At 69.3% G+C, this 25,521-nt stretch carries 25 protein-coding genes; 13 read left to right on the forward strand and 12 right to left on the reverse strand.

From position 1 onward, the window contains the following. Positions 1–720, forward strand: a complete 720-nt coding sequence (locus tag AC3EGR_RS11990; RefSeq protein WP_488546702.1) for a trypsin-like peptidase domain-containing protein — start codon at positions 1–3, stop codon at positions 718–720. Between the two features lie 12 nt (positions 721–732). On the opposite strand, the gene AC3EGR_RS11995 is transcribed toward AC3EGR_RS11990, so the two are convergent. Continuing rightward, positions 733–1,524, reverse strand: a complete 792-nt coding sequence (locus AC3EGR_RS11995) for an exodeoxyribonuclease III (protein WP_488546703.1) — start codon at positions 1,522–1,524, stop codon at positions 733–735. Positions 1,525–1,534: 10 nt separating this feature from the next. On the opposite strand from AC3EGR_RS11995, the gene pyrE reads away from it, so the two are divergent. Both pyrE and AC3EGR_RS12005 read left to right on the forward strand, forming a co-directional pair. Next, on the forward strand, positions 1,535–2,215 hold the full coding sequence (gene pyrE, locus AC3EGR_RS12000) for an orotate phosphoribosyltransferase (RefSeq protein ID WP_488546704.1): 681 nt from the start codon (positions 1,535–1,537) through the stop codon (positions 2,213–2,215). A 14-nt stretch (positions 2,216–2,229) separates the two neighbouring features. Further along, positions 2,230–2,877: a DUF4124 domain-containing protein gene (locus tag AC3EGR_RS12005; protein ID WP_488546705.1), complete on the forward strand. Its 648-nt coding sequence runs from the start codon at positions 2,230–2,232 to the stop codon at positions 2,875–2,877. 31 nt (positions 2,878–2,908) lie between these two features. Here AC3EGR_RS12005 and gatB read toward each other — a convergent pair whose 3' ends face one another. Genes gatB through gatC form a run of 3 tightly spaced genes read right to left on the reverse strand, consistent with a single transcriptional unit; the run spans position 2,909 to position 6,136 of the window. Next, positions 2,909–4,357, reverse strand: coding sequence for an Asp-tRNA(Asn)/Glu-tRNA(Gln) amidotransferase subunit GatB (gene gatB / locus AC3EGR_RS12010; protein ID WP_488546706.1), 1,449 nt, complete (start codon positions 4,355–4,357; stop codon positions 2,909–2,911). A gap of 16 nt (positions 4,358–4,373) precedes the next feature. After that, the gene (gatA, locus tag AC3EGR_RS12015) at positions 4,374–5,840 is read right to left on the reverse strand and encodes an Asp-tRNA(Asn)/Glu-tRNA(Gln) amidotransferase subunit GatA (protein ID WP_488546707.1); all 1,467 of its coding nucleotides are present in this window, start codon (positions 5,838–5,840) and stop codon (positions 4,374–4,376) included. Next, on the reverse strand, positions 5,837–6,136 hold the full coding sequence (gene gatC / locus AC3EGR_RS12020) for an Asp-tRNA(Asn)/Glu-tRNA(Gln) amidotransferase subunit GatC (protein WP_488546708.1): 300 nt from the start codon (positions 6,134–6,136) through the stop codon (positions 5,837–5,839). The genes gatA and gatC overlap by 4 nt, the downstream gene beginning before the upstream one ends. Before the next feature lie 173 nt (positions 6,137–6,309). Between gatC and AC3EGR_RS12025 the strand changes: the two genes are divergently transcribed. From AC3EGR_RS12025 to mrdA, 4 genes are read left to right on the forward strand one after another with little or no spacing between them, the layout of a single operon-like run. After that, on the forward strand, positions 6,310–7,353 hold the full coding sequence (locus AC3EGR_RS12025; RefSeq protein ID WP_488546709.1) for a rod shape-determining protein: 1,044 nt from the start codon (positions 6,310–6,312) through the stop codon (positions 7,351–7,353). A gap of 45 nt (positions 7,354–7,398) precedes the next feature. Continuing rightward, entirely contained in the window at positions 7,399–8,325 is a 927-nt protein-coding gene (gene mreC, locus AC3EGR_RS12030; RefSeq protein WP_488546710.1) for a rod shape-determining protein MreC, read from the forward strand. Between the two features lie 13 nt (positions 8,326–8,338). Then, positions 8,339–8,857: a rod shape-determining protein MreD gene (mreD, locus tag AC3EGR_RS12035; RefSeq protein WP_488546711.1), complete on the forward strand. Its 519-nt coding sequence runs from the start codon at positions 8,339–8,341 to the stop codon at positions 8,855–8,857. A gap of 32 nt (positions 8,858–8,889) precedes the next feature. Continuing rightward, positions 8,890–11,118: a penicillin-binding protein 2 gene (gene mrdA / locus AC3EGR_RS12040; RefSeq protein WP_488546712.1), complete on the forward strand. Its 2,229-nt coding sequence runs from the start codon at positions 8,890–8,892 to the stop codon at positions 11,116–11,118. A 19-nt stretch (positions 11,119–11,137) separates the two neighbouring features. Here the strand turns inward: mrdA and AC3EGR_RS12045 are convergent, their stop codons facing one another. The 3 genes from AC3EGR_RS12045 to AC3EGR_RS12055 are packed head-to-tail and all read right to left on the reverse strand — an operon-like array spanning position 11,138 to position 13,302. Beyond that, positions 11,138–12,202 (reverse strand): YheT family hydrolase, encoded by a 1,065-nt coding sequence (locus AC3EGR_RS12045; RefSeq protein WP_488546713.1) that lies wholly within the window; start codon positions 12,200–12,202, stop codon positions 11,138–11,140. Continuing rightward, the gene (locus AC3EGR_RS12050; RefSeq protein WP_488546714.1) at positions 12,180–12,632 is read right to left on the reverse strand and encodes a YybH family protein; all 453 of its coding nucleotides are present in this window, start codon (positions 12,630–12,632) and stop codon (positions 12,180–12,182) included. The genes AC3EGR_RS12045 and AC3EGR_RS12050 overlap by 23 nt, the downstream gene beginning before the upstream one ends. A 37-nt stretch (positions 12,633–12,669) precedes the next feature. Further along, complete coding sequence (locus tag AC3EGR_RS12055) at positions 12,670–13,302, reverse strand: hypothetical protein (protein ID WP_488546715.1); 633 nt, start codon at positions 13,300–13,302, stop codon at positions 12,670–12,672. A gap of 157 nt (positions 13,303–13,459) precedes the next feature. Between AC3EGR_RS12055 and AC3EGR_RS12060 the strand changes: the two genes are divergently transcribed. The 4 genes from AC3EGR_RS12060 (at position 13,460) to AC3EGR_RS12075 (ending at position 17,106) form a co-directional block, all read left to right on the forward strand. Further along, positions 13,460–14,107: a LemA family protein gene (locus AC3EGR_RS12060; protein ID WP_488546716.1), complete on the forward strand. Its 648-nt coding sequence runs from the start codon at positions 13,460–13,462 to the stop codon at positions 14,105–14,107. A gap of 166 nt (positions 14,108–14,273) precedes the next feature. Continuing rightward, positions 14,274–15,122, forward strand: a complete 849-nt coding sequence (locus tag AC3EGR_RS12065; protein ID WP_488546769.1) for a TPM domain-containing protein — start codon at positions 14,274–14,276, stop codon at positions 15,120–15,122. Between the two features lies 1 nt (position 15,123). Beyond that, positions 15,124–15,627: a TPM domain-containing protein gene (locus AC3EGR_RS12070; protein ID WP_488546717.1), complete on the forward strand. Its 504-nt coding sequence runs from the start codon at positions 15,124–15,126 to the stop codon at positions 15,625–15,627. 99 nt (positions 15,628–15,726) lie between these two features. After that, positions 15,727–17,106 (forward strand): MATE family efflux transporter, encoded by a 1,380-nt coding sequence (locus tag AC3EGR_RS12075; protein WP_488546718.1) that lies wholly within the window; start codon positions 15,727–15,729, stop codon positions 17,104–17,106. A gap of 43 nt (positions 17,107–17,149) precedes the next feature. Here AC3EGR_RS12075 and AC3EGR_RS12080 read toward each other — a convergent pair whose 3' ends face one another. After that, positions 17,150–18,247 carry an ABC transporter substrate-binding protein gene (locus AC3EGR_RS12080; RefSeq protein WP_488546719.1) on the reverse strand — a complete coding sequence of 366 codons (1,098 nt, stop codon included), beginning with the start codon at positions 18,245–18,247 and terminating at the stop codon, positions 17,150–17,152. A 210-nt stretch (positions 18,248–18,457) separates the two neighbouring features. Here AC3EGR_RS12080 and AC3EGR_RS12085 point away from each other — a divergent pair, with 210 nt between their 5' ends. Next, positions 18,458–19,219, forward strand: a complete 762-nt coding sequence (locus tag AC3EGR_RS12085) for a histidine phosphatase family protein (protein ID WP_488546720.1) — start codon at positions 18,458–18,460, stop codon at positions 19,217–19,219. Beyond that, a complete protein-coding gene (locus AC3EGR_RS12090; protein ID WP_488546721.1) occupies positions 19,216–20,094 on the forward strand; it encodes an NAD(P)H-hydrate dehydratase in 879 nt (292 codons plus the stop codon). The genes AC3EGR_RS12085 and AC3EGR_RS12090 overlap by 4 nt, the downstream gene beginning before the upstream one ends. Positions 20,095–20,109: 15 nt before the next feature. On the opposite strand, the gene AC3EGR_RS12095 is transcribed toward AC3EGR_RS12090, so the two are convergent. The 4 genes from AC3EGR_RS12095 to AC3EGR_RS12110 form a co-directional block, all read right to left on the reverse strand. Further along, positions 20,110–21,039, reverse strand: a complete 930-nt coding sequence (locus AC3EGR_RS12095) for an SCO family protein (protein ID WP_488546722.1) — start codon at positions 21,037–21,039, stop codon at positions 20,110–20,112. An 18-nt stretch (positions 21,040–21,057) separates the two neighbouring features. Beyond that, complete coding sequence (locus AC3EGR_RS12100; RefSeq protein WP_488546723.1) at positions 21,058–21,615, reverse strand: hypothetical protein; 558 nt, start codon at positions 21,613–21,615, stop codon at positions 21,058–21,060. Positions 21,616–21,631: 16 nt separating this feature from the next. Beyond that, a complete protein-coding gene (locus AC3EGR_RS12105; RefSeq protein WP_488546724.1) occupies positions 21,632–23,827 on the reverse strand; it encodes a multicopper oxidase family protein in 2,196 nt (731 codons plus the stop codon). Between the two features lie 464 nt (positions 23,828–24,291). Then, complete coding sequence (locus tag AC3EGR_RS12110; protein ID WP_488546725.1) at positions 24,292–25,518, reverse strand: RNA polymerase sigma factor; 1,227 nt, start codon at positions 25,516–25,518, stop codon at positions 24,292–24,294. Positions 25,519–25,521: the final 3 nt, after the last annotated feature.

Consider the following 25,521-nt stretch of genomic DNA (forward strand, 5'->3'; position numbering starts at 1 on the left):
ATGATCGATCCGTTGCTGCTCGCCGCTGCGCGGGTGTCCACTTTCGATGGCTCGCGCCTGCTCACGGCCGCGAGCGGCTTCTTCTTCCGGCGCGACGAACGCCTGTTCCTGGTCACCTCGCGCCACGTGCTGGTGGACCAGGCCACGTCCCACCATCCCGACCGCGTGGAGATCACCTTGCACACGGACGCGGTCGACCTGACCCGCTCCGCCGTCGTCTCGGTGCCGCTTTACCGCGAGCAAAAGAGCGTCTGGCGGCAGGCGCGGGATTCGGGCGGCGAGATCGACGTCGCGACGCTCGAGCTGGACCCAGGCAGCCTGCCCGCGGGCGCGGTCCTGCACGCCTTCAGCAGCGCGCACCTGCAAGGACCGCTGGAGGAGATCACCATCGGCACCCCGCTGCTCGTGCTCGGTTTTCCGCTGGGCTTCTACGACACGCTGCACCGCCTGCCGGTGGCGCGGCAGGCGGTGGTGGCGTCGGCCTTCGGCGTGCGCTTCCAGGGGCAAGGGTGCTTCCTGACCGACGCGCGCATGCATCGTGGCGCGAGCGGCGCGCCCGTGGTGCTGCACGACCCGACAGGGGATCCCGCCTTGCCGTGGAAGCTGCTCGGAATCCATTCGGCCCGGCTGGACATGCGCACCCGCGAGCAGAACGTGGACGAGTCGCTGGGCCTGAACACCGCCTGGTACGCGGACATCCTGCGCACGCTCACCGCGTGAGCCGGCGCGGGCTCAGAGCCCCAGCTCGTAGTGGATGGTCAGGGGCGCGTGGTCGCTGAAGCGGGCGGTCTTGAAGATGGCCGCGTCGCGGGCCGTCCCTGCCAGTGCGGGCGTGGCGATCTGGTAGTCCAGGCGCCAGCCCACGTTCTTGGCCCAGGCCTGGCCGCGGTTGCTCCACCACGTGTAACAGGCCTCCGTGGTGTCCGGGTGCAGGTGACGATAAACGTCGACGAGGCCCGTTTCGGATAACAGTTTTGTCATCCAGGCGCGTTCCTCGGGCAGGAAACCGCTGTTCTTGCGGTTGCCCTTCCAGTTCTTCAGGTCCTTTTCCTGGTGGGCAATGTTGATGTCGCCGCACAGGATGAACTCGCGGGATTGCTTGAGGGCGACCAGGTGCGGGTCGAGCACGTCGAGGAAGCGGAACTTGGCGGCCTGCCGGTCCTCGCCCGAGGACCCCGAGGGGAAGTAGCAGCTGACGATGGACAGCTTGCGCTGCGGCGTGTCGAAGCGCAGTTCCACGTAGCGGCCTTCGTCGTCGAACTCCGGGCAGCCGAAGCCCACGACCACGTCGCTGGGCTCGTGGCGGGCAAAGGCGCCCACGCCCGAATAGCCCTTCTTCTGCGCGAAGTGGAAGTGGCCCTTGAGGCCGGCCAGGCTGTCATGCTTGCCGCGCACGTCGTCGGCCTGGGCCTTGACCTCCTGCACGCAAATACAATCCGGACTGGTTTGTGCGACCCAGGCCTCGACGCCCTTGGCGGCGGCCGAACGGATGCCGTTCAGGTTGAGGCTGGTCAGTTTGAACAAGGAATTTCCCATGGTGGCGGTGACGGGCCAGGACCGGCTGGCGCAGGACTTCGTGGCTTTCGCGGTGCAGTCGGGCGTCCTGCGCTTCGGTGAATTCAAGACCAAGGCCGGACGGCTGTCGCCCTATTTCTTCAACGCCGGACTGTTCGACGACGGCGAGAAGCTCGGGCGGCTGGCGCAATTCTATGCACAGCGCATCCTCGCCTCCGGCGTGGAGTTCGACATGTTGTTCGGCCCGGCCTACAAGGGCATCCCCCTGGCCGCCGCGGTGGCGATCGAACTGGCGCGCCTGGGGCGCAACGTGCCGTATGCCTACAACCGCAAGGAAGCCAAGGACCACGGCGAGGGCGGCACCCTGGTCGGCGCACCGGTGCGCGGCCGGGTGCTGATCGTGGACGACGTCATGTCCGCCGGCACGGCCGCCCGCGAGTCCATCGCCCTGATCCAGGCCGCCGGGGCGACCCCGCACGCGGTGGCGATCGCCCTGGACCGCCAGGAAAAGGCGACGGAGAATGGCCAGGACGTGCCGTGGAGCGCCGTGCAATATGTCCGTGAAAAGCTCGGCCTGCGGGTCTGCGCTATCGCGAGGCTGGCAGACCTCTTGCATTATCTCGAGCAGCACGCCGGCGATGACCTCGGGCAGTACCACGTGAAGGTGGTGGACTACCGGGACCGCTACGGCGCCGGCTGAAAAAAGGAGCCCCCATGCCCGGTCCGATCCGCCTTGCCTGCGCCTGCCTGCTGGCCGGGGCGTTGAGCGGCGCCTGGGCCGAGGGGGTCTACATGTGCATCGACGGCAAGGGCCGCCGCATCACCTCGGACCGCCCGATCGCGGAATGCGCCGACCGGGAACAGCGCGAATTCAATCCCAGCGGCACGGTGCGCCGCGTGATCCCGCCGACGCCCACCGCCACCGAGCGCGCCGCGATCGAAGAGCGCGAGCGCAAGGCCGCGGAGCAGCAGCAGCGGCTGGCCGAACAGAAGCGGCTGTACAAGCTGCTGGTGGCGCGCTATCCCAGCCAGGCCGTGCACGACGCCGACCGCGCCCGCTCGCTGCAGTCCGTGGACGACGTGATCGCCGCCGGCCGCAAGCGCGTGGCGGACCTGCGCGCCGAACGCAAGAAGCTGGACGAAGAGACCGAGTTCTACAAGACGCCGCAGCAGTGGCCGCAGAAGCTCAAGCGCCAGATCGACGACAACGAGCAGCAGATCGCCGCGCAACAGCGCTTCATGGCTGCCCAGGACGAAGAGAAGAAGCGCATCACCGCCCGCTACGACGAGGAACTCGCCCGGCTCAAGCAGCTGTGGGCCCCCGGCGAGACCGCGGCGAACGAGGCGCCGCCGGTGCGCTGAGCGTCGTCCCCGCGCAGGGGACGACGGGGGGTCAGATCCCCAGCTTCCTGCGCATCAGTTCCCCGACCTGCTGCGGGTTCGCCTTGCCCTTGCTGGCTTTCATGGCCTGGCCAACCAGGGCGTTGAAGGCCTTGTCCTTGCCGGCGCGGACCTGTTCGACGTTGGCGGGGTTGGCGGCGATCACCTCGTCGACGATCTTTTCCAGGGCGCCGGCGTCGTTGACCTGCTTGAGGCCCCTGGCTTCGATCACGGCGTCGACGTCGCTGCCCTCGCCGCTCCAGAGCGCCTCGAACACCTGGCGCGCGGCATTGTTGGAGACGGTGCCGTCGGCGATGCGCTGGATCAGTTTCGCGAGCGTCGCCGCGGCCACCGGGGCGCGCTCGATCGCGATCTCCTCGGCGTTCAGCCGGCGCGAGACCTCGCCCATGATCCAGTTGCTGGCCAGCTTGGCCTGGCCGCTCGCCCTGGCCGCTTCCTCGAAGTACGCGGCCATGGCCTTGCTCTGGGTCAGCGTGGTCGCGTCGTATTCCGGCAGGCCGTACTCGCCCACGAAGCGCGCCGCCAGGACGCGCGGCAGCTCCGGCATGCCCTGGCGAACCTGTTCGACCCAGTCGGCGGGAATCACCAGCGGCGGCAGGTCCGGGTCCGGGAAATAGCGGTAGTCCGCCGCATCCTCCTTGGTCCGCATCGCGCGCGTCTCGCCGGTGTCGGGGTCGAACAGCACGGTGGCCTGCTGGATGGCGAGGCCGTCCTCGATCTGCTCGATCTGCCAGCGCACCTCGAAGTCGATCGCCTCCTTCATGAACTTGAAGGAGTTCAGGTTCTTGATCTCGCGCCGCGTGCCCAGCGGCTGGCCCGGCTTGCGCACCGACACGTTGGCGTCGCAGCGGAAGCTGCCTTCCTGCATGTTGCCGTCGCAGATGCCGATCCAGGTGACGATCTTGTGCAGCTCCTTGGCATAGGCCACGGCCTCGTCGGACGAGCGCATGTCCGGCTCGGTCACGATCTCCAGCAGGGGCGTGCCCGCGCGGTTCAGGTCGATGCCGGACTGGCCGACGAAGTCCTCGTGCAGCGACTTGCCCGCGTCCTCCTCCAGGTGCGCGCGCACCAGGCGCACGGACTTCTTCTCGTCACCGAGCCAGAACTCCACGTTGCCGCCCTGCACCACCGGGATCTCGTACTGCGAGATCTGGTAGCCCTTGGGCAGGTCGGGGTAGAAGTAGTTCTTGCGCGCGAAGATGCTGCGCGGCGCCACGTGCGCGCCGATCGCCAGGCCGAAGCGGATGGCGCGCTCCACGGCACCGCGGTTCATGACCGGCAGCGTGCCGGGCAGCGCCAGGTCCACCGGCGAAGCCTGCGTGTTGGGCTCGGCCCCGAACTTCGTCGGCGCGCGGCTGAAGATCTTGCTCTGGGTCGAAAGCTGGGCGTGCGTCTCGAAGCCGATGACGACTTCGAAGCCTTGAATGAGTTTGCTGGTCATCGTGCGTTCAGGGCGATCAGAAACCGTCCGGCCGGCGCAGGTGGAAGTCCGTGGCCTGCTGGAAGCGGTGCGCCGCGTTCAGCAGCCTGGACTCCTGGAAGTAGTTGCCCAGGAGCTGCAGGCCCACCGGCATGCCGCCTTCGCCGAAGCCGGCGGGGATGCTCATGCCGGGCAGGCCCGCCAGCGAGCCGGGCAGCGTGAAGATGTCGGCCAGGTAGTCCGCCAGCGGATCGCCGCCGTGGCCGCCCAGCTTCCAGGCGACGCTGGGCGCCACCGGGCCCGCGATCAGGTCGCACTGCCGGAACGCGGACTGGAAGTCGTCGGCGATCATCCGGCGGATCTTCTGCGCCTGCAGGTAGTAGGCGTCGTAGTAGCCGTGCGAGAGCACGTAGGTGCCGACCATGATGCGGCGCTTGACCTCGTCGCCGAAGCCTTCGGCCCGGGTCTTCCTGTACATGTCCAGCAGGTCGCCGTACTGCCTGGCGCGGTGGCCGAACTTCACGCCGTCGAAGCGCGCGAGGTTGGAGCTCGCTTCCGCCGGGGCGATGATGTAGTACACCGGGATGGCCAGCTCGGTCCGCGGCAGCGAGATCTCCACGCGCCTGGCGCCCAGCTTCTCGTACTGCTGCAAGGCCGCCTCGATCGCCGCGCGCACGTCGGCGGTCACGCCTTCGGCGAAGAATTCCCGCGGCACGCCGATGCGCAGGCCTTCCAGCGAAGCATCGAGCCCGAGCGAGTAGTTTTCCGCCGGCACGTCCAGCGAGGTGGAGTCGCGGTCCGGGTCCGGCCCGCACATGGCGGACAGCAGCAGGGCGCAATCCTCGGCGCTGCGCGCCATCGGCCCCGCCTGGTCCAGGCTGGAGGCGTAGGCGATCATCCCGTAGCGCGAGGCGCGCCCGTAGGTCGGCTTGATGCCCGTGATGCCGCAGAAGGACGCTGGCTGCCGGATGGAGCCGCCGGTGTCGGTGCCGGTCGCGGCGGGCGCCAGGCCCGCGGCCACGGCGACGGCGCTGCCGCCGGACGACCCGCCCGGGATGCGTCCCGTGTCCCACGGGTTCTGCACCGGGCCGTAGGCGGAGTTCTCGTTGGACGAGCCCATGGCGAATTCGTCGCAATTGAGCTTGCCCAGGCTCACCATGCCCGCCTCGGCCAGCTTGCGGACCACGGTCGCGTCGAACGGCGACCGGTAGCCTTGCAGCATCTTCGAGCCCGCGGTGCTGGGAAAGTCCTTGGTGACGAAGATGTCCTTGTGCGCCACCGGCACGCCGAGCAGCGGCCCCGTGTCGCCCCGGGACCGCCGTGCGTCGGCTTCCTTCGCCTGCGCCAGGGTCACGGCCTCGTCGGTCGCGAGGTACGCGCCCAGGCCGGCGTGCTGCTTTCCACGCGCCAGGAAATGCTGCGCCAGCTCGGTGGCCGACACTTCCCTGGCCTTCAGCCTGGCGGCCAGCGCCGCGACGCCCAGTTCGTGCAAGGCGCCGCTCATTCGATCACCTTGGGCACCAGGAACAGGCCGCGCTCCACGGCGGGCGCGCTCTGCTGGTTGTCTTCGCGGGCGTTCGGCTCGCTGGCCACGTCCTCGCGCAGGCGCAGGTGCACGTCGACCACCGTGGCCACGGGATGGGGCAGCGGCTCGACGCCGGCGGTGTCGACGGCGCGCATCTTCTCCACGATCGCGAAAAAGCCGTTGATCTGGGCGAGCATGCGCGCGCTTTCCTCGGGTTGAAGTTCCAGCCGCGCCAGGTTGGCGATGCGGGCGATGTCTTGGGAGTTGAGCGACATGGTGAAATTTGTCTTTGCGCCAGCGCCACAGGCACGCGCTGCGGGGGCTCGTGCAGAGGGGTCCGGCACAGGGGATGGGGTATTATCCCGCCTTCGGCGAGCGAAGCTCCGCCGTCGTGTGCAGTGGCCGCGCAACGCGGCCACTTTCGCAGAAGAAAAGAGGACCCTTCCCAATGTTCGGAGCTTTCCGACGCTATCTGTCCACGGACCTGGCCATCGACCTGGGCACGGCCAACACCCTCATCTTCGTTCGCGACAAGGGCATCGTCCTCGATGAACCTTCCGTGGTGGCGATCCGCCACGAGGGCGGGCCCCAGGGCAAGAAGACCATCCAGGCGGTGGGCCACGAGGCGAAGGCGATGCTGGGCAAGGTGCCCGGCAACATCGAGGCGATCCGCCCGATGAAGGACGGCGTCATCGCCGACTTCACCGTCACCGAGCAGATGCTCAAGCAGTTCATCAAGATGGTCCATCCCCGGTCCGTCCTGAAGCCCAGCCCCCGCATCATCATCTGCGTGCCCTGCGGTTCCACCCAGGTGGAGCGGCGCGCGATCCGCGAATCCGCGCTGGGCGCCGGTGCCAGCGAGGTGTACCTGATCGAGGAACCCATGGCCGCCGCGATCGGCGCGGGCCTTCCGGTGTCCGAAGCCTCCGGCTCCATGGTCGTCGACATCGGCGGCGGCACCACCGAAGTGGGCGTGATCTCCCTGGGCGGCATGGTCTACAAGGGCTCCGTGCGCGTGGGCGGCGATAAGTTTGACGAAGCGATCATCAGCTACATCCGCCGCAACTACGGCATGCTGATCGGCGAGCCCACCGCCGAAGCCATCAAGAAGCAGATCGGCTCCGCCTTCCCCGGCAGCGAGGTCAAGGAGATGGAGGTCAAGGGCCGCAACCTCTCCGAAGGCGTGCCGCGCAGCTTCACCATCTCGTCCAACGAGATCCTGGAAGCGCTGACCGATCCCCTGAACAACATCGTTTCCGCCGTCAAGAACGCGCTGGAACAGACCCCGCCCGAACTGGGCGCCGACATCGCCGAGCGGGGCATGATGCTCACCGGCGGCGGCGCGCTGCTGCGCGACCTGGACCGCCTGCTCGCCGAGGAAACCGGCCTGCCGGTGCTGGTCGCCGAGGACCCGCTGACCTGCGTCGTGCGGGGCTGCGGCATCGCCCTGGAACGCATGGAACGGCTGGGCTCGATCTTCACGAGCGAGTGATCGTCCGACGCCCCGGCTCAGCGGGGCAGGGGCACAATCCGACCCATGCCACTCGGCACCCTCGATCGCACCCCTCCGCCATTCTTCAAGCAGGGACCATCGGCGCTTTCCAAGCTGATGGTCTGCAGCGCACTGGCGCTGTTCCTGATGGTGGCGGACGCGCGTTTCCGCCTCACGCAGCCGGTGCGGGCCGCCCTGGCCACGGTGCTGTTCCCGGTGCAGTGGCTCGCGATGCGCCCGGTGCTCGCGGTGCGCACGGTGGAGGATTACTTCATCTCGCTGAACTCCGCGCTGAACAACGAGGAAGCGGCGCGCCGCAAGCTGATCCTGCAGTCCGCCCGCGCGGGCCAGGTGGAACAGCTTCTCAACGAGAACGCGCAACTGCGCAAGCTGCTGGGGCTGCGCGAGCGCCTGAACACGCCGACGATCAGCGCCGAAGTGCTCTACGACGCCGCTGACCCGTACACGCGCAAGGTGATCATCGACAAGGGCATGGCGCAGGGCGTCGATGCGGGCTCGCCGGTGATCGACGAATCCGGCGTGCTCGGACAGGTCACGCGCGTGCACCCGCTGATCAGCGAAGTGACGCTTGTGACCGACAGTGAACAGGCCATCCCGGTCCTGAACACCCGCACCGGCAACCGCGGCATCGCCTACGGCGATGCGGGCCGGCACGGCAGCGGCGGCCTGGAGTTGCGCTACATGGCCGCCAACGCGGACGTCCAGCCCGGCGACCTGCTCACCACCAGCGGCGTCGACGGCATCTATCCGCCCGGCATCCCGGTCGCCAAGGTCGCCAAGGTGGAACGCCGCCCCGACTCCGCCTTCGCGCGCATCGTCTGCTATCCGCAGGCGCAGGTGGACGGGGCGCGGCACGTGATGGTGCTCAAGTCGCTGCTGAACCAGATCCCGCCGCGGCCGGCGCCGGAAGACGCGGCGCAGCCGGCGGCCAAGCGGTCGACGCGCAAGTGAGGAGCGCCCCCGCATGATCATGCGCCCCGGGCAGCCCCTGCTGCTGCCGGCCAACCCCCTGTTCATCTGGTTCACGCTGCTCGTGGCCCTGATGGTCAACATGCTGCCCCTGGGCCGCCTGGCGTGGATGCCCGACTTCCTGGCGGTGGTGCTGGTGTTCTGGAGCGTGCACCAGCCGCGGCGCATCGGCGTGGTGGTCGCCTTCCTGTTCGGGCTGGCGGTCGACGTACACCAGACCTCCTTGCTGGGCCAGCACGCGCTGGCGTACACCACCCTCACCTACTTCGCGATCACCGTGCACCGCCGCCTCCTGTGGTTCACGGTGCCTTCGCAGGCCGTCCAGGTGCTGCCGCTGTTCGCGGCGGCACACGCCATCGAGCTGGCCATCCGCATGATCGCCGGCGGCGCCTGGCCGGGGCCGCTGTTCCTGCTGGCACCGGTGCTGGAGGCCGTGTTCTGGCCGGTCATCAGTGTCCTGCTGTTACTGCCGCAACGCAGGGCGCCGGATCCGGACGAGAATCGGCCCCTGTAGGTCGAGCGCCCAAGCTCGACGCCGGAACCCCCATGACCGAGCTGCGCAACGTCGAAGCCGACCTCTCCCGCTTCCGCGGCCGCGTGCTGGCCGCCAGCGCGGCCGTGCTCATCTGCTTCATCCTGCTGATCTCGCGGCTCGTATGGTTGCAGGTGGTGCGGCACGTGGACCTGGACGAACAGGCGGAAGCGAACCGCACCGCCATCGTCCCGATCGTGCCGAACCGCGGGCTGATCGTGGATCGCAACGGCATCGTGCTGGCCACCAACTACTCCGCGTACACGCTGGAGATCACCCCGTCGCGGCTGGCCAGGCCGCTGGAGAGCGTGATCGACGAGCTGGCGCAGACCATCGACATCCAGCAACGGGACCGCCGCCGCTTCAAGAAGCTGCTGGAGGAAGGCAAGAGCATCGACTCGATCCCTATCCGCACCAAGCTGACGGACGAGGAAGTCGCGCGTTTCACCGTGCAGCGCTACCGCTTCCCCGGCGTGGAGATCAAGGCGCGCCTGTTCCGCAACTATCCCTGGGGCGAGCTGGCGGCCCACGCCATCGGCTACATCGGCCGCATCAACCAGCCCGAGAAGAAGCAGATCGAGGACTGGGCGGAAGAGGACCAGGCCAACTACCGCGGCACCGAGTACATCGGCAAGCTCGGCGTCGAACAGAGCTTCGAGAAGCAGCTGCACGGCGTCACCGGCGTGGAGCAGGTCGAGACCTCCGCTGGCGGCCGCGCGGTGCGCAAGCTGGCGAGCACGCCCGCGACACCGGGCAACACCGTCAAGCTGGCGATCGACATCAAGCTGCAGAAGCTGGTGGAGGACCTGTACGGCGACCGCCGCGGCGCCTTCGTGGCCATCGACCCGAAGACCGGCGAAGTGCTGGCCTTCGTGTCCAAGCCCACCTTCGACCCCAACCTGTTCGTCGACGGCATCGACCAGGACAACTGGCAGGCGCTCAACGAATCGATCGACAAGCCGCTGCTCAATCGCGCGCTGCGCGGCACCTATCCGCCCGGCTCCACGTTCAAGCCCTTCATGGCCCTGGCCGCGCTGGAGACCGGCAAGCGCCGGCCGGAGCAGGCGATCAGCGACCCGGGCTTCTTCTGGTTCGGCAACCACCAGTTCCGCGACGACAAGCCGGGCGGCCACGGCATGGTGGACATGTACCGGTCGATCGTGCAGTCCTGCGACACCTACTACTACATGCTGGCCAACGACATGGGCGTGGACCTGATGCACGAGCAGCTGTCGCACTTCGGCTTCGGCCAGATCACCGGCATCGACATCCAGGGCGAGTCCAAGGGCCTGCTGCCGTCCACCGAGTGGAAGCGCAAGGCCTACCGCCGCCCCGAGCAGCAGAAGTGGTACGCCGGCGAGACCATCTCGCTGGGCATCGGCCAGGGCTACAACAACTTCACCATGCTGCAGATCGCGACGGCGGTGGCCACCATCGCCAACCCGCAGGGCGCGCGGATGAAGCCGCACCTCGTACGCGAGGTGGTGGACGTCACGAGCAAGGCCAGCCAGCTGGTCCCGCCGCAGCAGGTGGGGCAGCTCACCGCCAAGCCCGAGAACCTCGCGGTGATCCGCAGGGCGATGGTCGGGGTGAACATCGAGGGCACGTCGGCCGCGGCGTTCAAGGGCGCCGGCTACACCAGCGGCGGCAAGACCGGCACGGCGCAGGTGCTCACGATCGCCCAGGGCGCCAAGTACAACGCTTCGCAGCTGGACGAACGCCACCGCGACCACGCGCTGTACGAGGCCTATGCGCCGGCGGAAGACCCGAAGATCGCGATCGCGATGATCGTGGAGAACGTCGGCTTCGGCGCCTCCAACGCCGCGCCGATCGCGCGCCGCGCCTTCGACTACTTCCTCCTGGGCCAGTACCCGAGCGAGGAAGACATCGCGCTGGTGAAGCAGGGCAAGGCCACCACGCCCGTGGGCCAGCCGCGTCCCGCTTCCGAATTCGCCTGGCCTCCGGTCAACAGCGCCACCGCTGCCGCGAACGCCGCGAACGCCGCGATGGGGCCGGCCAGCGCCGCGGTCGCCAGCGCCCCGATCCCCCCGGGCCAGACGATCGCGGCGGCCTTCTCGCCGCTGCACCTGGCGACCACCGGCACGCCCACCGCCGGCACGACCTTCGTGCCACGCTGGCGCGAAGCGCCCGCCGCGGCGTCGGCTGCCGCGGCTGCGAAGGCGCCGGCGAAGGCGGCATTGCCGGCGTCGGCGGTCAAGCCGGTGGCGGCGGTGAAGCGCTGAAACGCTGGACGCGGGGACGCTACAGCGCCGCCGGCACCGTCATCGGGAGTTCCGGCCACTGCTCCGGCACCACCGTCGTGATGCCCGCGGCCTGCAGCAGCCAGGCCGTCACCGCCTCCGGCATCGCCAGCACGTGGGCGGGCACCGGGCCGGCCGGGAAGCCGACATGGCCGCCATGGCTCGGCTGCCACAGCGTGACCGAAGGCGACACCTCCTCGGCCCGCGGCAGGCTGGCGGCCGGCACGAAGGGATCGTTCAGCGCGTTCAGCGCCAGGGCCGGGATGCGGATGCGCGCCAGGTGCGGCTTGGCCGAGGCCCGCGCCCAGTAGTCCTCGGTGTTGGTGAAGCCGTGCACCGGCGCGGTGAAGATGTTGTCGAACTCGTAGAGGTCGCGCGCCTGCATCAGCGCGTCGCGGTCGAACAGGCCCGGGTGCTGGGCCCACTTGGCCAGCGCCTTGGGCTTCATCGTGCGCAGGAACATGGTGGTGTAGACCATGCGGTTGAAGCCGCGCCCGATGTTGTGGCCGCCCGCCGCCAGATCCAGCGGCGAGCACACGGCGGCCACGGCCTGCGCCACGCCGGCGGCCGACGCGCCGTTTTCCGCGGCCCAGCGCAGCAGGGCATTGCCCCCCAGCGAGACGCCCACCGCGACGATCGGCCCGGCGTGGCGCGCACGCAGGCCGCGCAGGATGAAGTCGATCTCCTCGTGGTCGCCCGAGTGGTAGGCGCGCGGCGCCAGGTTCATCTCGCCGCTGCAGCCGCGGAAGTGCGGCACCACGTAGGTGAGCTTGCCGCGCCAGGCGACGTCGGCGAAGGCTTCCGAATAGTGGCTGCGCGACGAGCCTTCGAGCCCGTGGAACAGCACGATCAGCGGCCGGCTCGGCGAGACGTCGGTGTCCAGGAAGTCCAGGTCCACGAAGTCGCCGTCCGGCGTGGTCCAGCGCTCGCGCCGGTACTCGGGCACGGGTCCGCGCGTGCGGCGCGCCACCAGTGCCGGCCAGATGGTCTGCAGGTTGCCGCCGGGCAGCCACCACGGCGCCCGGTAGTTGCGCATGAACTCGCTAGTGGAGGACCGAAGGCGCATCCGACACTTCCTGGATCTCGCTGGTCGTGCCCGGACTCGCGTGGTGGGCCACGAGGCGCCAGCCCTGGGCCGTGCGGTGGTACACGTTGGTGGCGATCACCCAGGCCACCGATGGGCTCGCGGCGCCCAGCACTTCGACACGCTCCAGCACATTGTGCACGGCGCTGGCCACCGCCACGATCTTGCGGGCCCGCTCGGGCCAGGCGCGCACCGTGCCGCCGTCGGCGAACATGGCCTCGAAGGTCGCACGGATGGCCGTGGCCCCCACGACCCGCGGGCCGCCCGGATGGATGCAGAAGATCTCGTCCTCGTCCGCCCAGCAGGCCATGAGGCGATCGATGTCCCCGCGCTGGAGGGCATCGTAGAAGGCCGCTTCGATGTCGTCGGCGTCGCCTTCGAGGTTGGCGGCCTGGATCTTGGACTTGCGCATGAGGGGTATCCCGCAGCCATTGTGCCCCAGCCTGCCGTCAGCCCAACCATCGGCGCACCACCTCCCGTGCATCCTGTTGCGCCGCCTGCCACACCAAATCGGGCGCGGCCACGTGGATGCCCGGCGGCGCGAGGACCAGCAGGGCCGAAACCAGCTCGGCGACCTTGGCCGCGCGCACCGGCTGCTCGCTGGAAGGCACCATGTACTTGAAGATCCCCAGCATCCAGTGCGCAAGCCGCGCCAGCGCGGTGGCCTGCCGCACTTCGGGCGGCTTGCGGGCCGAACGCACGACCAGCAGCCGCTCGAAGCCGAGGCTTGCCAGCGCGTGTTCGTCCAGGCTGGCCAGCCCCCGCTTGAGCGCTTCCGGCAGGCGGCCGGGCGCATGCGGCAGCACGATCGCCAGGGTGCGCACGCCGCCGGCGCGCAGCCAGCGCCCCAGCGCGACGACCTGCTCCGGCCGGGGCGTCCACAACGCGCGCTCGCGCTCGTAGAACATGCGCGGCGGGTCGAACAGCACCACCGCGACGTCCGCCGGTGCGAGCGGCCACTCACCGGGATCGTCCGATGGAACCAGCGTCGTGCGCACGCCGCGCATGCCTTCGGTGATGGGCTCGCGGGCGAGCACCTGGGTGAACGCATAGCGGCCGGAGCCGGCCAGGCGCCGCAACACTTCGTTGCCGAGAACCCCCGTCGCGCCCGCAATGAGCAGACTCGGGGCCTTCGCGATCGGGGCATGGGGGGCTGCAGCCCGCAGCACTTGAAGCGGGTCCTGCCGCATCCCATCTATGCTACCGTCCCCGATCCCCGCCGAGACGGAAGGAACCGACATGAAGAAGTGGCTGCTGATCCTGGCCTTGCTCGCATCCCTCACGGGCTGCGGCTACAACGATTTCCAGAAGCTGGACGAAGAGACCAAGTCGGCCTGGGCCGAGGTGCTGAACCAGTACCAGCGTCGCGCCGACCTGGTGCCCAACCTGGTGGCCACCGTCAAGGGCGAAGCGAACTTCGAGCAGGAGACGCTCACCCGCGTCGTCGAGGCCCGCGCCCGCGCGACCTCGGTGCAGGTCACGCCCGAGACGCTGAACAACCCGGAGGCGATGCAGCGCTTCCAGCAGGCGCAGGGCGAGCTGTCCTCGGCGCTGTCGCGGCTGCTGGTGGTCAGCGAGCGCTACCCGGACCTGAAGGCCAACCAGTCCTTCCGCGACCTGCGGGTGCAGCTCGAAGGCACCGAGAACCGCATCACGGTCGCCCGCAACCGTTACATCAAGGCGGTGCAGGAGTACAACGTGCTCTCGCGCAGTTTCCCGACCAACCTCACGGCGATGGTGTTCGGCTACAAGCCCAAGGCGGGCTTCACCGTGCAGAACGAGGCGCAGATCTCCGTGCCGCCGTCGGTGGACTTCAGCAAGCCGGCAGCGCCCGCGGCCCCGGCCGCCCCTGCCGCGACGCCCGCCGCACCGGCTGCTTCGCGCTGACCATGCCCATGCATGTCATTGCGGGCCCGACCCGCAATCCATGGGGCGTAGCTGCCGGCGCCGTATGGATCCCGGGCCCAGCCCGGGGTGACATCCTTCTGCGCGAGGACATGCCTTGAAGCGCGTCCTCGCCTTCTTCTTCGCGCTGCTGGCAGGCGTGCTGGCGATGGCGCTGGACGTGCTGCCCGTTCCCGAGCTGACGGCGCGCGTCGTCGACCAGACCGGCACGCTCGACGCCATCCAGCGCAAGGGCCTGGAAGAGAAGCTGGCCGCCTTCGAGCAGCGCAAGGGCTCGCAGATGGTGGTGCTGCTGGTGCCCACCACCCAGCCCGAGGACATCGCGAGCTACGCCAACCGGGTCGCCAATGCCTGGAAGATCGGCCGCAAGGAGGTGGGCGACGGCATCCTGGTGGTGGTCGCCAAGGAAGACCGCAAGGTGCGCATCGAGGTGGCCAAGACGCTCGAAGGCGCGGTGCCGGACCTCGCGGCCAAGCAGGTGATCGACGACGCGATCACGCCGCGCTTTCGCCAGGGCGACTTCGCCGGCGGCCTGCAGGCCGGCGTCGACCAGCTGATCGCGCGGGTGCAGGGCGAGCCCCTGCCCGCTCCGCAACAACCCGGCGCGAAGCGCAATGCCGGCAGCGCCGGCTTCGACTGGTTCGACCTCGCCATCTTCCTGTTCTTCGCCGTGCCCATCGCCGGCGGCGTGCTGCGCGGCATCCTCGGCCGCAAGCTCGGCTCGCTGGTGACCGGCGGCGGCGTCGGCGCGCTGGCGATGCTGTTCACGTCCAGCCTGGCCATCGCCGCCATCGCCGGCGTGGTCGCGCTGCTGCTGTCGCTCCTGTCGGGTGGATTCGGAGGCGGGCGGCGCGGCGGCTTTGGCGGGCCGGTGATCTTCCCCGGCGGCTTCGGTGGCGGGGGCGGTGGAGGCTGGGGAGGCGGCGGCGGTGGCGGCGGGTTCAGCTCCGGCGGCGGCGGCGATTTCGGGGGCGGCGGCGCCTCGGGGAACTGGTGACATGGGACGCCTTGCACGCATCTTGCGCCACCGCTGGCTCGACGAGGCCGACACCCGGCGGGCCATCCCGCCGGCGCTGGTCGAAAAACTGTCGGCCCAGGTCGCCGCCAGCGAGCGCCGCCACACGGGCGAGATCCGCATCTATGTGGAAGCGGGCTTGCCCATGAGCTATCTCTGGCGCGGCGCCACCCCCAGGGAGCGTGCCGTCGCCATGTTCGGCAAGCTCGGCGTCTGGGACACGGAGCACAACAACGGTGTCCTGATCTACCTGCTGCTCGCGGAGCACGCGATCGAGGCCGTCGCCGACCGCGGCCTGTCGCGCCACGTTCCCGATGCGCAGTGGCGGCAGATCGTCGAGGGCATGGGCGCGGCCTTTCGCGCCGGCCGCTACGAAGAAGGGCTGCAGCAGGCGGTCGACGCCGTCACGGCGCTGCTGGTGCGCCACTTCCCCGCCGACGGCAGCGCCAATCCGAACGAACTCCCGGACAAGCCCGTCCTCGGCTGAGGTTCGTGTAGGCGAGCACGGCCTCCCGCTTGCGCCCGGCGCCGCTGGCCGCGCCGCGGCGCGCCGGCCAGCATCGCGCAAAACCAGACGACAAAGCGCATGGAACAGCCCAACCCCTTGCCTCCCGCCCCCCTGACGCACCAGCCCCTGTGGAAGACCTTCCTGTTCTTCCTCGGGCCCATGATCCTCGCCAACATCCTGCAGGGCCTGTCGGGCACCTTGAACAACGTGTTCGTCGGCCAGATGCTGGGCACGCAGGCGCTGGCGGCCGTCGCGGGCCTGTTCCCGATCCTGTTCTTCTTCATCTCGCTGGTGATCGGCGTCGGCGCCGGCGCCTCCGTCCTGATCGGGCAGGCCTGGGGCGCGCAGGAGCGCCACAAGGTCAAGGCGATCGCCGGCACCGCGATCGCCCTGGGCCTCGTGCTTGGCGTCGTGGTCGCGCTGGTCGGCGGCACGTTCACGGAGAAACTCCTGCGCCTGCTGGGCACGCCGGCCGACGTGCTGCCCGTGGCCCTGGGCTACGCGCGCACGATGATGTTCGCGATGCCGGGACTGCTGGTGTTCATCCTGTTCACGCAGCTGCTGCGCGGCGTGGGCGACACCGTCACGCCGCTGTGGGCGCTGGGCATTTCCACCACGGTCTCCTGCGTGCTGACACCGGCCTTCATCCGCGGCTGGGGCGGCCTGCCGCAACTGGGCGTGACCAGCGCGGCCGCGGCTTCCATCGCGTCCTTCCTGTGCGCCCTCGCCTTCCTCGCCTGGTATCTGCGTCGCAAGGGCCACGCGCTGGCGCCCGACCGCGAACTGCTGCGCGCCTTGCGCATCGACCCGCAACTGCTCAAGCTCGTGGTGCGGATCGGCCTGCCGACGGGCGTGCAGATGATCGTGATCTCGGTGGCCGAGATCGCGCTGCTGTCCATCGTCAACGGCTACGGTTCGAACGCCACGGCGGCCTATGGCGCCGTGAACCAGGTCGTGAACTACGTCCAGTTCCCGGCGCTGTCGATCGCGATCACCGCCTCCATCCTGGGCGCCCAGGCCATCGGGCGCGGCCACGCAGACCGGCTGCGCGCCATCACGCGCACCGGGCTCAAGATGAACCTGGTGATCACGGGCGTGCTGGTGGTGCTCGGCTACCTGCTGTCGCGGCAGGTCATGGGCCTGTTCATCACTAGCGACCCGGTCATCGAGCTGGCGCAGAAACTGCTGCACATCATGTTGTGGAGCAGCCTGGTGTTCGGCTGCGCGTCCGTGCTCAGCGGCGTGATGCGCGCCAGCGGCGCCGTGCTGGTGCCGACGGCGATTTCCATCTTCTGCATCCTGGCGATCGAAGTGCCGTCGGCGTACGGGCTGAGCCACGTGCGCGGCCTGGACGGCGTGTGGATCGCCTACCCGATCACCTTCACGGCGATGCTGCTGCTGCAGACCCTCTACTACAAGCTGGTCTGGAGGAAGCGCGACATCGTGCGCATGGTGTAGCCCGCCACAACGCGCGCGCGGTACCCGGTGTCCGCGCCGAAGCTCAGTCGCGCACTTCGCCGTTGGGCCGCAGCAAGGCCATGCCGACGTAGCTGCCGCCGTGGTGGAAGTTGGGCTTGAAGTCCACGACGTAGCCGCCGGCGTCGTAGCGGCCCAGCGCGCTCAGCGAGCGGTGCAGCGAGGCGCGCGTGAGCTCCCTGCCCGAGCGGCGCATGCCTTCGACCAGCACCTTGGCCGCGATGCACGATTCGAGCGCCGTCACCGACATCATCTCGGCGTGTCCGGCCGCGGCCCAGGCCTCGTCGCATTCCTTGACGACGGGGACCGTGCGCATGCGCGGGGGCGGCACCGTGATGGCGACCGAGACGCCGCTGGCATCCGGCCCCAGCGCCTTGGCGAGCTGGCTGGCGCCGGCGAACGACAGGCTGGTCACCATCGTCGCGCGCTTGGCCGCCTTCAGGCGCTTGACCATCTGCGCGGCCGGCGCATACAGGGTCGTGATCACCAGCACGTTCGGCTCCGAGGCGACCACCGCGTTGAAGTTCGCGTCGGTGATGTCGGCATTGCGCTTGATCGCCACCGACACCGGCTCGCGCCCGAACTTCTTCAGCACGGCGGCGACCGTCTCGAAGTTCTGCTTGCCCACCGTGTCGTCGTAGTGCAGCACCGTCACCCGGGTCGAACCCAGGTTGCCCCAGAAGTTGATGATCTTGCCGATCTCGTCCGCATACGTTGCGCGGATCGTGTAGACGTAGTCGTTCTGCTTGCGGATCGTGTCGGCGCCGGTGAAGGGCGCGAAGAACGGCACCTTGCCCTCGAGCACCGCGGGCATCGCCGGAACACTGAGCGTGGACGACGCATAGCCGAAGAGGGCGACGACCTGCTGCTCCTTGACCAGCTTCTGCGTGTTCTCCGCGGACGCCTTGGTGTCGTTGCGGTCGTCGAGCGTGACGAGCTGCACGCGGCCCTGCGGCAGCCCGCCGGCATCGTTCACCTTCTTGAAATAGGCGAGGGCCCCGTTGCGGATGTCGTTGCCCAGGTCCGCGTTGGCGCCGGTGAGCGGTGCCGACTGGCCCACCAGGATGTCCTGGGCGAAGGCGGGGGCTGCGCACAGCAAGAGCAGCAGGGCGAGTTGGCGCATGGTTTCTCCCGACGGTTCCCGTCTGCGCCCGGAGGTTACGCCTGCTCGACCGTCCGCCCTCTCCGGTCAGACCCGCACATGAGCCACACATATACGGATGAGCTGGCTCTTTCGTTTTAAGGCGCTTGCCTACACGGCGCGCCAAGATCGCTGAACACCCGGCGCCTGCCGCGCCGCGCGACACTGCAGCCCCATGCGCAGGCAAAGAACATGAAGGAACAGTGGCCCGCCCTCCTGTGGGTCGTGCGGCACGGGCAGAGCGCGGGCAACGTGGCCCGTGATGCCGCGGAGGCCGCCGGACACGCATTGATCGACGTGGAATTCCGCGACATCGACACGCCCCTGTCCGATCTCGGCGTGGAGCAGTCGCGCGCGCTCGGGCGCTGGTTCGCGAAGCTGCCCGAGCACGAGCGGCCGCAGGTGGTGCTCGCCTCGCCCTACGTGCGCGCGCGCGACACCGCGCGGCTGATCCTGGAGGAGGCCGGGTGGCGCACCGGCGAAGGCATGCGCCTGCGCGTGGACGAGCGCCTGCGCGAGAAGGAGTTCGGCATCCTCGACCGCCTGACCAGGCACGGCATCCACCAGAAGTACCCGGAACTGAACGAACAGCGCAATCACGTCGGCAAGTTCTACTTCCGGCCGCCCGGCGGCGAGAGCTGGTGCGACGTCATCCTGCGGCTGCGCAGCCTGACCGAGATGATCACGCGCGAGCACGGCGGCGAGCGCGTGCTGGTCGTCGCCCACCAGGTGATCGTCAACTGCATGCGCTACCTGATCGAGGAGCTGGACGAGGCCGCCATCCTGGCCATCGATCGCCTCGGCGACGTTCCCAACTGCGCGGTCACTTCGTACCGGCGCGACGCGGTCAGTGGCCGGCTGGCAGGAGACCTCGTCAACTTCATCGCGCCGCTGGTGCGCGAGGGCGCGCCGGTCACCGTGGAGCCGGACGTGCCCGCCGCGGCCAAGCCATGAACACGGCGGCGCGCGCCGTCGACGACGCGCTGCTGCGCCGCTGGGCCTTGCCCGCGGTGGAGGAGGACGGCGACAAGGAAAGCCGTGGGCGCGTGCTGGTGATCGCCGGCAGCCGCGAGATGCCGGGCGCCGCCGTGCTGGCGGGCACGGCCGCATTGCGCGCGGGCGCGGGCAAGCTGGTGATCGCGACGCCCCAGTCCGCGGCGCTCATCGTCGCCGGTGCGGTGCCCGAAGCACGCGTGATCGCGCTGCCGGAGGGTACCGACGGCAGCCCCGCCTTGTCCGGACTGTCCGCGCTGGAGGCCCTTGCGTCCGCCACGCCCTCGCTCGTGGTCGGTCCCGGCATGGTGGGCAGCGAAGGCACGGTGGCCTTCGTGCAGGCACTGCTGCCCGTGTTCCGCGATGCGACCGTGCTGCTCGACGCGCTCGCGATGGATGCGATCAGGGGCATCGAGCGTTTCGCGCAGCCGGTGATCCTCACGCCGCATTGCGGCGAGATGGCGCACCTCACGGGACACGACAAGGAAGCGCTGCAGGAAGAGCCCGCGCAAGTGGCACGGCGCCAGGCGGCTGCGTGGAACGCGGTCGTCGCGCTCAAGGGCGCAACGACCGCGATCGCGCGCCCCGACGGCGAGCTCTGGCTGCATCAGTCGCAGGCCCCGGGGCTGGGCACCTCGGGTTCGGGTGACGTGCTCGCCGGCGTCATCGCCGGCCTGGTCGCGCGCGGGGCGGCGCCCGAACAGGCCGCGGCCTGGGGTGTGGCGCTGCACGCACGCGCGGGCGCCGCGCTCGCGCAGCGCCATGGCACCGTGGGCTATCTCGCGCGGGAACTCGCGGCGGAAGTGCCTGCACTGATGCAGGCGCTGTGCGACTGAGCCCTCGCCTGCCGCTCATTCGCCGCGGCGCGCCGTTCCCGTGCTGGAGCGCGACTGCGTCTCCAGGAAGGACAGGAGCGCGGCGACGTCGTCCGTGCCCAGCTCCAGGTTGGGCATGCGCACCTGCTTGTATTTCCAGAACAGGCTGGTCGCGATGGGGTCGCCCCGCGCGAGCATCGCTTCGGGTTGCGCGAGGTAGCTGGCAAGCCAGTTGCGTTCGCGCCGCTGCGTGACCCCGGCCAGGTCGGGGCCGATGCGATCCCCACCGCCGACGGTGTGGCACGCCTGGCAGCGGCTCTGGAACAGGAACTGCCCCTTGTCGATGGCGAGCGGGCGCGCGTCGGCATAGCTCGGGTCCGGCTTCTCGCTCTTCCAGCCCAGGAAGTTGCCCAGGGTCGTGGCGAGGAACTGCGGGTTGTCCATCGCCGAATTGCGCATCCACATCCCGGTGGGGACGTTGCCGACCATGAGCGTGGCGCTGTGGCCGTCCTTGCTCACGAGGTCGCTGGCGCGGGCCAGGCCCAGCTTGCGCGCGATCAGCGCCACGTCCGCCTCCTTGCCGGAGAGGAACAGCCAGCCGGGCCCGACGCCGAACTTCTGCGCGTACGCCTTGTTCTCCCTGGGGGAGTCCCAGGGATCGATGGCGATCGAATAGAAGAAGATGTCCTTGCCCATGCGCCCGCCCAGCAGCTTCTGCACCTGCACGAGGTTGGCGGTCTCCAGCGGGCACACGTCCGAGCAGCTCGTGTAGAACAGGGTGATCGCCACCGACTTGCCCTTGAGCAGGTCGTCGTAGAAGCGCACCGTCTGGCCGTCCTGCGTGGTCAGCGGAACGTTGGGAAAGTAATCGGCGCCCCAGGGCGTGCCCGCGCTCGCACCCCAGAGGCCAGCTGCGCTCGCAGCCACGAGCGCGGCTGCCCAACGCCGCAAGTGGGTCGTCCTCACGTGTGCTCCTGCGCGGGATCAGGACGGCGGATGCGGCACGATCCGCACTGGCGTGGTCGTCAGTCCCTTGCCGGCGCTGTAATAGACGCCGAAGGTGGCGAGGCCCGCACGCGCCTGCAGCACGTTGCCGGCCGGCGCATAGGAGAAGCCGACCTCGATCTGGTCGAACGCCTGCAGCGGCCGGTGGATGATGGCCTGGCTCTGCACCGAGTAGGGCTGGCCCGTGCGCACGCCTTTGCCGGTCACGCTGCTCAGGTCGACGATGATCTCCAGGACCGGGGGCGCGCCGAAGGTGGTGTCGTGGACCACCCGGCCACTGATGGCGGCCCGCCCGCCGAAGGCGACGGGCTCCACCGCGCCATCGCCCGCCGGGCCCTGGGCGACGCCTTTCACCGCGGCGGTCCTCCCCGGCGCGGGCGTGATGGTGCCCGTAGCCGCAGCCGCGACCGCCCCCACGGACACGGAAGTGGGGGGCGTGCCTTGGGCGGCGGCCGTCCCGGGGTCCAGCAAGCCCGTGGCCGCGCCGAGGACCGACGCCAGCAGGACGGGAACGACCGTTGTATTCCTCGTGCTCATGATGTCCTCCACCGGGTCACGACGCGCCCCGGAGGATTTCCGTAGGCTGCTTGAAATACACGCCTTGCGGCGTCGGGATGGGTGTCGGCAGCGGCCGCAGGAAGGCGCCGCCCGCGCTGTTGATTTCCCACCGCAGCAGCATGGCGTTGTCCTCGTGCACGGTGTTGTGGCAGTGCTCCATGAACATGCCGCCCCAGTCACGGAACTGCATGGTGATCTTCAGGCTGCCGCCGGGCCGCACGCGGTACACGTCCTTGCGCCCGCGTTCCCAGGGCGGCACCTTGGCGGCGCTGCCGTCGCGCGACAGGATCTGCCCCTCCTCGAAGTGGATGTGGATCGGGTGGTCCCAGCCACCGCCGCCGTTCTTGATGGTCCAGATCTCGCGGGTGCCGAACTTCGGCGCGGCGGAAATGCGGCCGAAGTCGGCGGCCAGCATGTCCTGGTCGTTCGTCTTGACGCCCCACGGCCCGAAAAACGAGGAGATCTCGTCGTTGGTGGTCCTCTTGGCCCCCCGGCCGAACTCGAACACCCGCTCGCGCGCGACGGGGATGGCCGACAGGTCGGGGTTCGGGATCAGGACATTTGGCACCTGGCTGATGTCCGGGGTCGGCGGGTCACGCACGATCCTGAATTCGAGGAAACGCCCGACGCACGGGTCGTCCGATTGGCCGGAAAGCGCCTCCGACAGCTTCAGGTCCTTCGCCACCCGCCGGCCGTCCTGGTGCTCGGCCAGGTTGACCAGCCACACCTTCTTCCCCACGTCGTAGCGCGAGAAGTCGATGACGACGTCGTAGCGCTCCGCGATGCCCATCTCGTCGAGTTCGCTCAGCACGACCGGGTTGGGCAGCAGGTTGCCGTCGTTGCCGATCTGGATGATGGGCGAGCCGTCGCTGAGCGCCAGCTTGAAGAAGCGCGAGACCGAGGCATTGAGGATGCGGAAGCGGTACTTGCGCCTCTCCACGTTGAAGAAGGGCTTCCACGCCAGGTTCACCGTCATCTGGTCGCCCAGGAAGCCATCGAGGTCGAAGATGTCGAAGTGCATCTGGCCCTCGGCGTTCCAGGCCTTGTCGGCCAGCATCAGGTTGACGTCGTAGTCCAGGTTGCCCCAGGGCCTGGCGGTCCCGCTGGGAAGCCGCAGGTTCACGTTGTCGTCGATGGCTTCGTTGCCGCGGTCCAGCGCGCTGTAGATGTTCATCATCGCGGCGTTGCCCTTGTAGACGTTCTGCGCGGTGAAGCTGAACATGTGGTCGTGGAACCAGTGGGTGCTCATGGTCTCGTGCCAGTCGCCCGGGACCAGGTCGTAGCGGCCGTCGTCCGTCGGCGTGCCGGCCTTCGGGTCAGTCGCGAACCGGTTGATCGTGGTGAAGCCCGCCAGCACGATCGGCCAGTGGTAGTCGTAGAACTGCCCCGGATGGAAGAAGGCACCGGTGAAGCCGTCGTTCTCCGCCCCGTGGTGCCCGTTGTGCTCGTGTGTCGAGATCGTGTGGATGCCGAAGCCGCCGTTCTTCGTCTTGTCGGGGTCGAGGCGGTTGTGGTGGCGGAACAGGATGGGCTCGCCGTAGCGCGCCAGCACCAGCTTGGGCGGGATCGTGCCGTTGAAGGTCCAGAAGCGGTCCGCATTCTGGTTGGGGAAGTCCTTGTGAAAGTAGGGCTCGCAGGGATTGGCGGTGTCGTCGAAATCGCAGTTGAGCCGCGCCGGCACCTGCGGCCGGTAGACCCCCCTGGCGTTCTCCTTGGACCCTTCCTGCGTGACCTCGTAGGCCACCCTCGGCGCGAAGCGCGGGTCGTCCCAGCCCTGGTGCGCCCAGATCGGCCCGGGCGGCCGCCCTTCCACCGGACCATAGCCGCCACCCAGGATGGCGGGCACCGCCTGCTTCGTCTGGTTCGACTCCCGCATCGGAAGGGGATCGAGTTGCCCGGGCAGCGTGTGCTGCAGGACGTCGAAGCGCAGCATGGGAAAGGTGAACGGCTGGGTGCCGAAGAGCGGGCTCGCCGGCACTCCCGTCGGAATGGCGCCCCAGGAACTTCGGACGAAGGGGCTCAGGCCGTGCTGGGCGGACAAGACCCCGGCCGAGGTGAAGATCCCCCACTTGATGAGGTCCCGGCGCGAGATCTGGCCGTGGGACAAGGACTTGACGATGTCGAGCCGGTTGCGGCGGGCGTTTTCGGCTTCGCGCAGGACCGCGGCCGACGCGCGCGGAGACAAGTACATGGATCCTCCTCCAAGTCCGCATCCACGTTCAAGACGGCACGAACGGCACGAACCAGACGTATTCGCGTTCGCCCCCTGAGGCGTCGCAAGGTTTAGCACTTCGCCGCCGGTTTGCAATGACGTGTATCGCCGACATGGTCCGATCACCCTTCTCGAGCGCGACCGTACGATCGACGCCACGATGGCGCGTTACAGAATTCGAAAACAACCGGTGCTGGCGATGCGCAACCGCGTGGCCGTGCGGTGATCATCTCCTTGGCGTTCAGTGGCGCACTTGTTGCACCCCTCGCTCCGAAACAAGGAGCAAGCGGCGCGCGATCAGTTCGCGGGTGGCGATAGCCGGCGTGAAAGATTCCTGCAGCAGCGTTTCCAGAAGCAACGACACCTTGCGTATCTGTTCCAGAAGTATTCACTTGCAGAGGCAGCGCCCGGTCACGCTGCGGCAGGCACGCGACGGAATATTTTCAGCGCGCATCGGCCGAGGCGCGTCGCTGGAGGAAGCGTCGAACGGCCTCGTCGCGCTCGAGACCGATCGCGCGGCGGTACGCCGCGGCGGCGGCCGCGTGCTGCCCGGACCGTGCGAGCAGGTGGGCGCGCGCGGCCCAGAACGGCTGGTACTCCTGCAGCCTGGTCTCGCCGACGAGCAGGTCGAGCGCCTCCAGCGCGGGCCCGGGACCCTGCACCTCGGCCAGCGCGACCGCGCGATTGAGCGCGGCCACCGGCGACTGCGTGATCGCATGGAGCGCTTCGTAGAGCTTGAGGATGGCGGCATGGTCGGGCGGATGGCCATGACGCCGCACGCTGTGCGCCGACTGCACCGCGGCTTCCAGCTGGTAGCGTCCCGGCGCGGCGAGGCGGCTCGCGCTCAGCAGCATGCCCTCGGCTTCGTCGATCAGGCGCCCGTCCCACAGCCGCACGTCCTGCTCCGCCAGCGGCACGTACTCGCCGCTGGCGTCGCGCCGTGCATTCAGGCGCGCCTGCGCGTACAGCATCAGCGCCAGCAGGCCCAGGACCTCCGCTTCCTGCGGCAGCATCTGCGCCAGGACGCGCCCCAGCCAGATCGCCTCGCCCGAGAGGTTGCGCCGCGCCGGGTCCGCGCCGGCGTCGTTCCAGCCCTCCGCATACGCCGCATAGATCGACGCCAGCACCGCCTCCAGGCGCTCGGCCCACGCGGCCCGCGGCGGCACCTCGAAGGGAATGCCCGCCTCGCGGATCTTCGCCTTGGCACGCACGAGGCGCTGCGCCATCGCGGCCGGCGCAACGAGGAAGGCCGAAGCGATGGCGGCTGCATCGAAGCCCAGCACCACCTGCAGCATGAGGGGCGCGCGCACGCCGGCGTCGATCGCCGGGTGCGTGCATGCGAACAGCAGCCGCAGGCGTTCGTCGGGGATGCCGGTGTCCTCGTCCGGCTCCCGCAGTTCGTCGAGCAGTTGCAGGTGCCGTGCGGCGGCCTCGTCGTGCCCGCGCGTGCGCAGCGCATCGACCTGCCGCCGGCGCGCCACCGTGAGCAGCCAGGCCTCGGGATTGCGCGGGATTCCCGTCCGGGGCCAATCGGTCAGCGCGCTGGCGAACGCTTCCGCCAGCGCGTCTTCGGCCGCCGCGACGTTGCGCGAGCGGGCGGCCAGGAAGGCCACCAGCTTGCCGTAGCCCTGGCGCGCGGCGGCCTCCGCCGCGGCGGCGGCGTCGCTCACGCC

The organism is Ramlibacter sp. G4-7, from assembly GCF_057784995.1.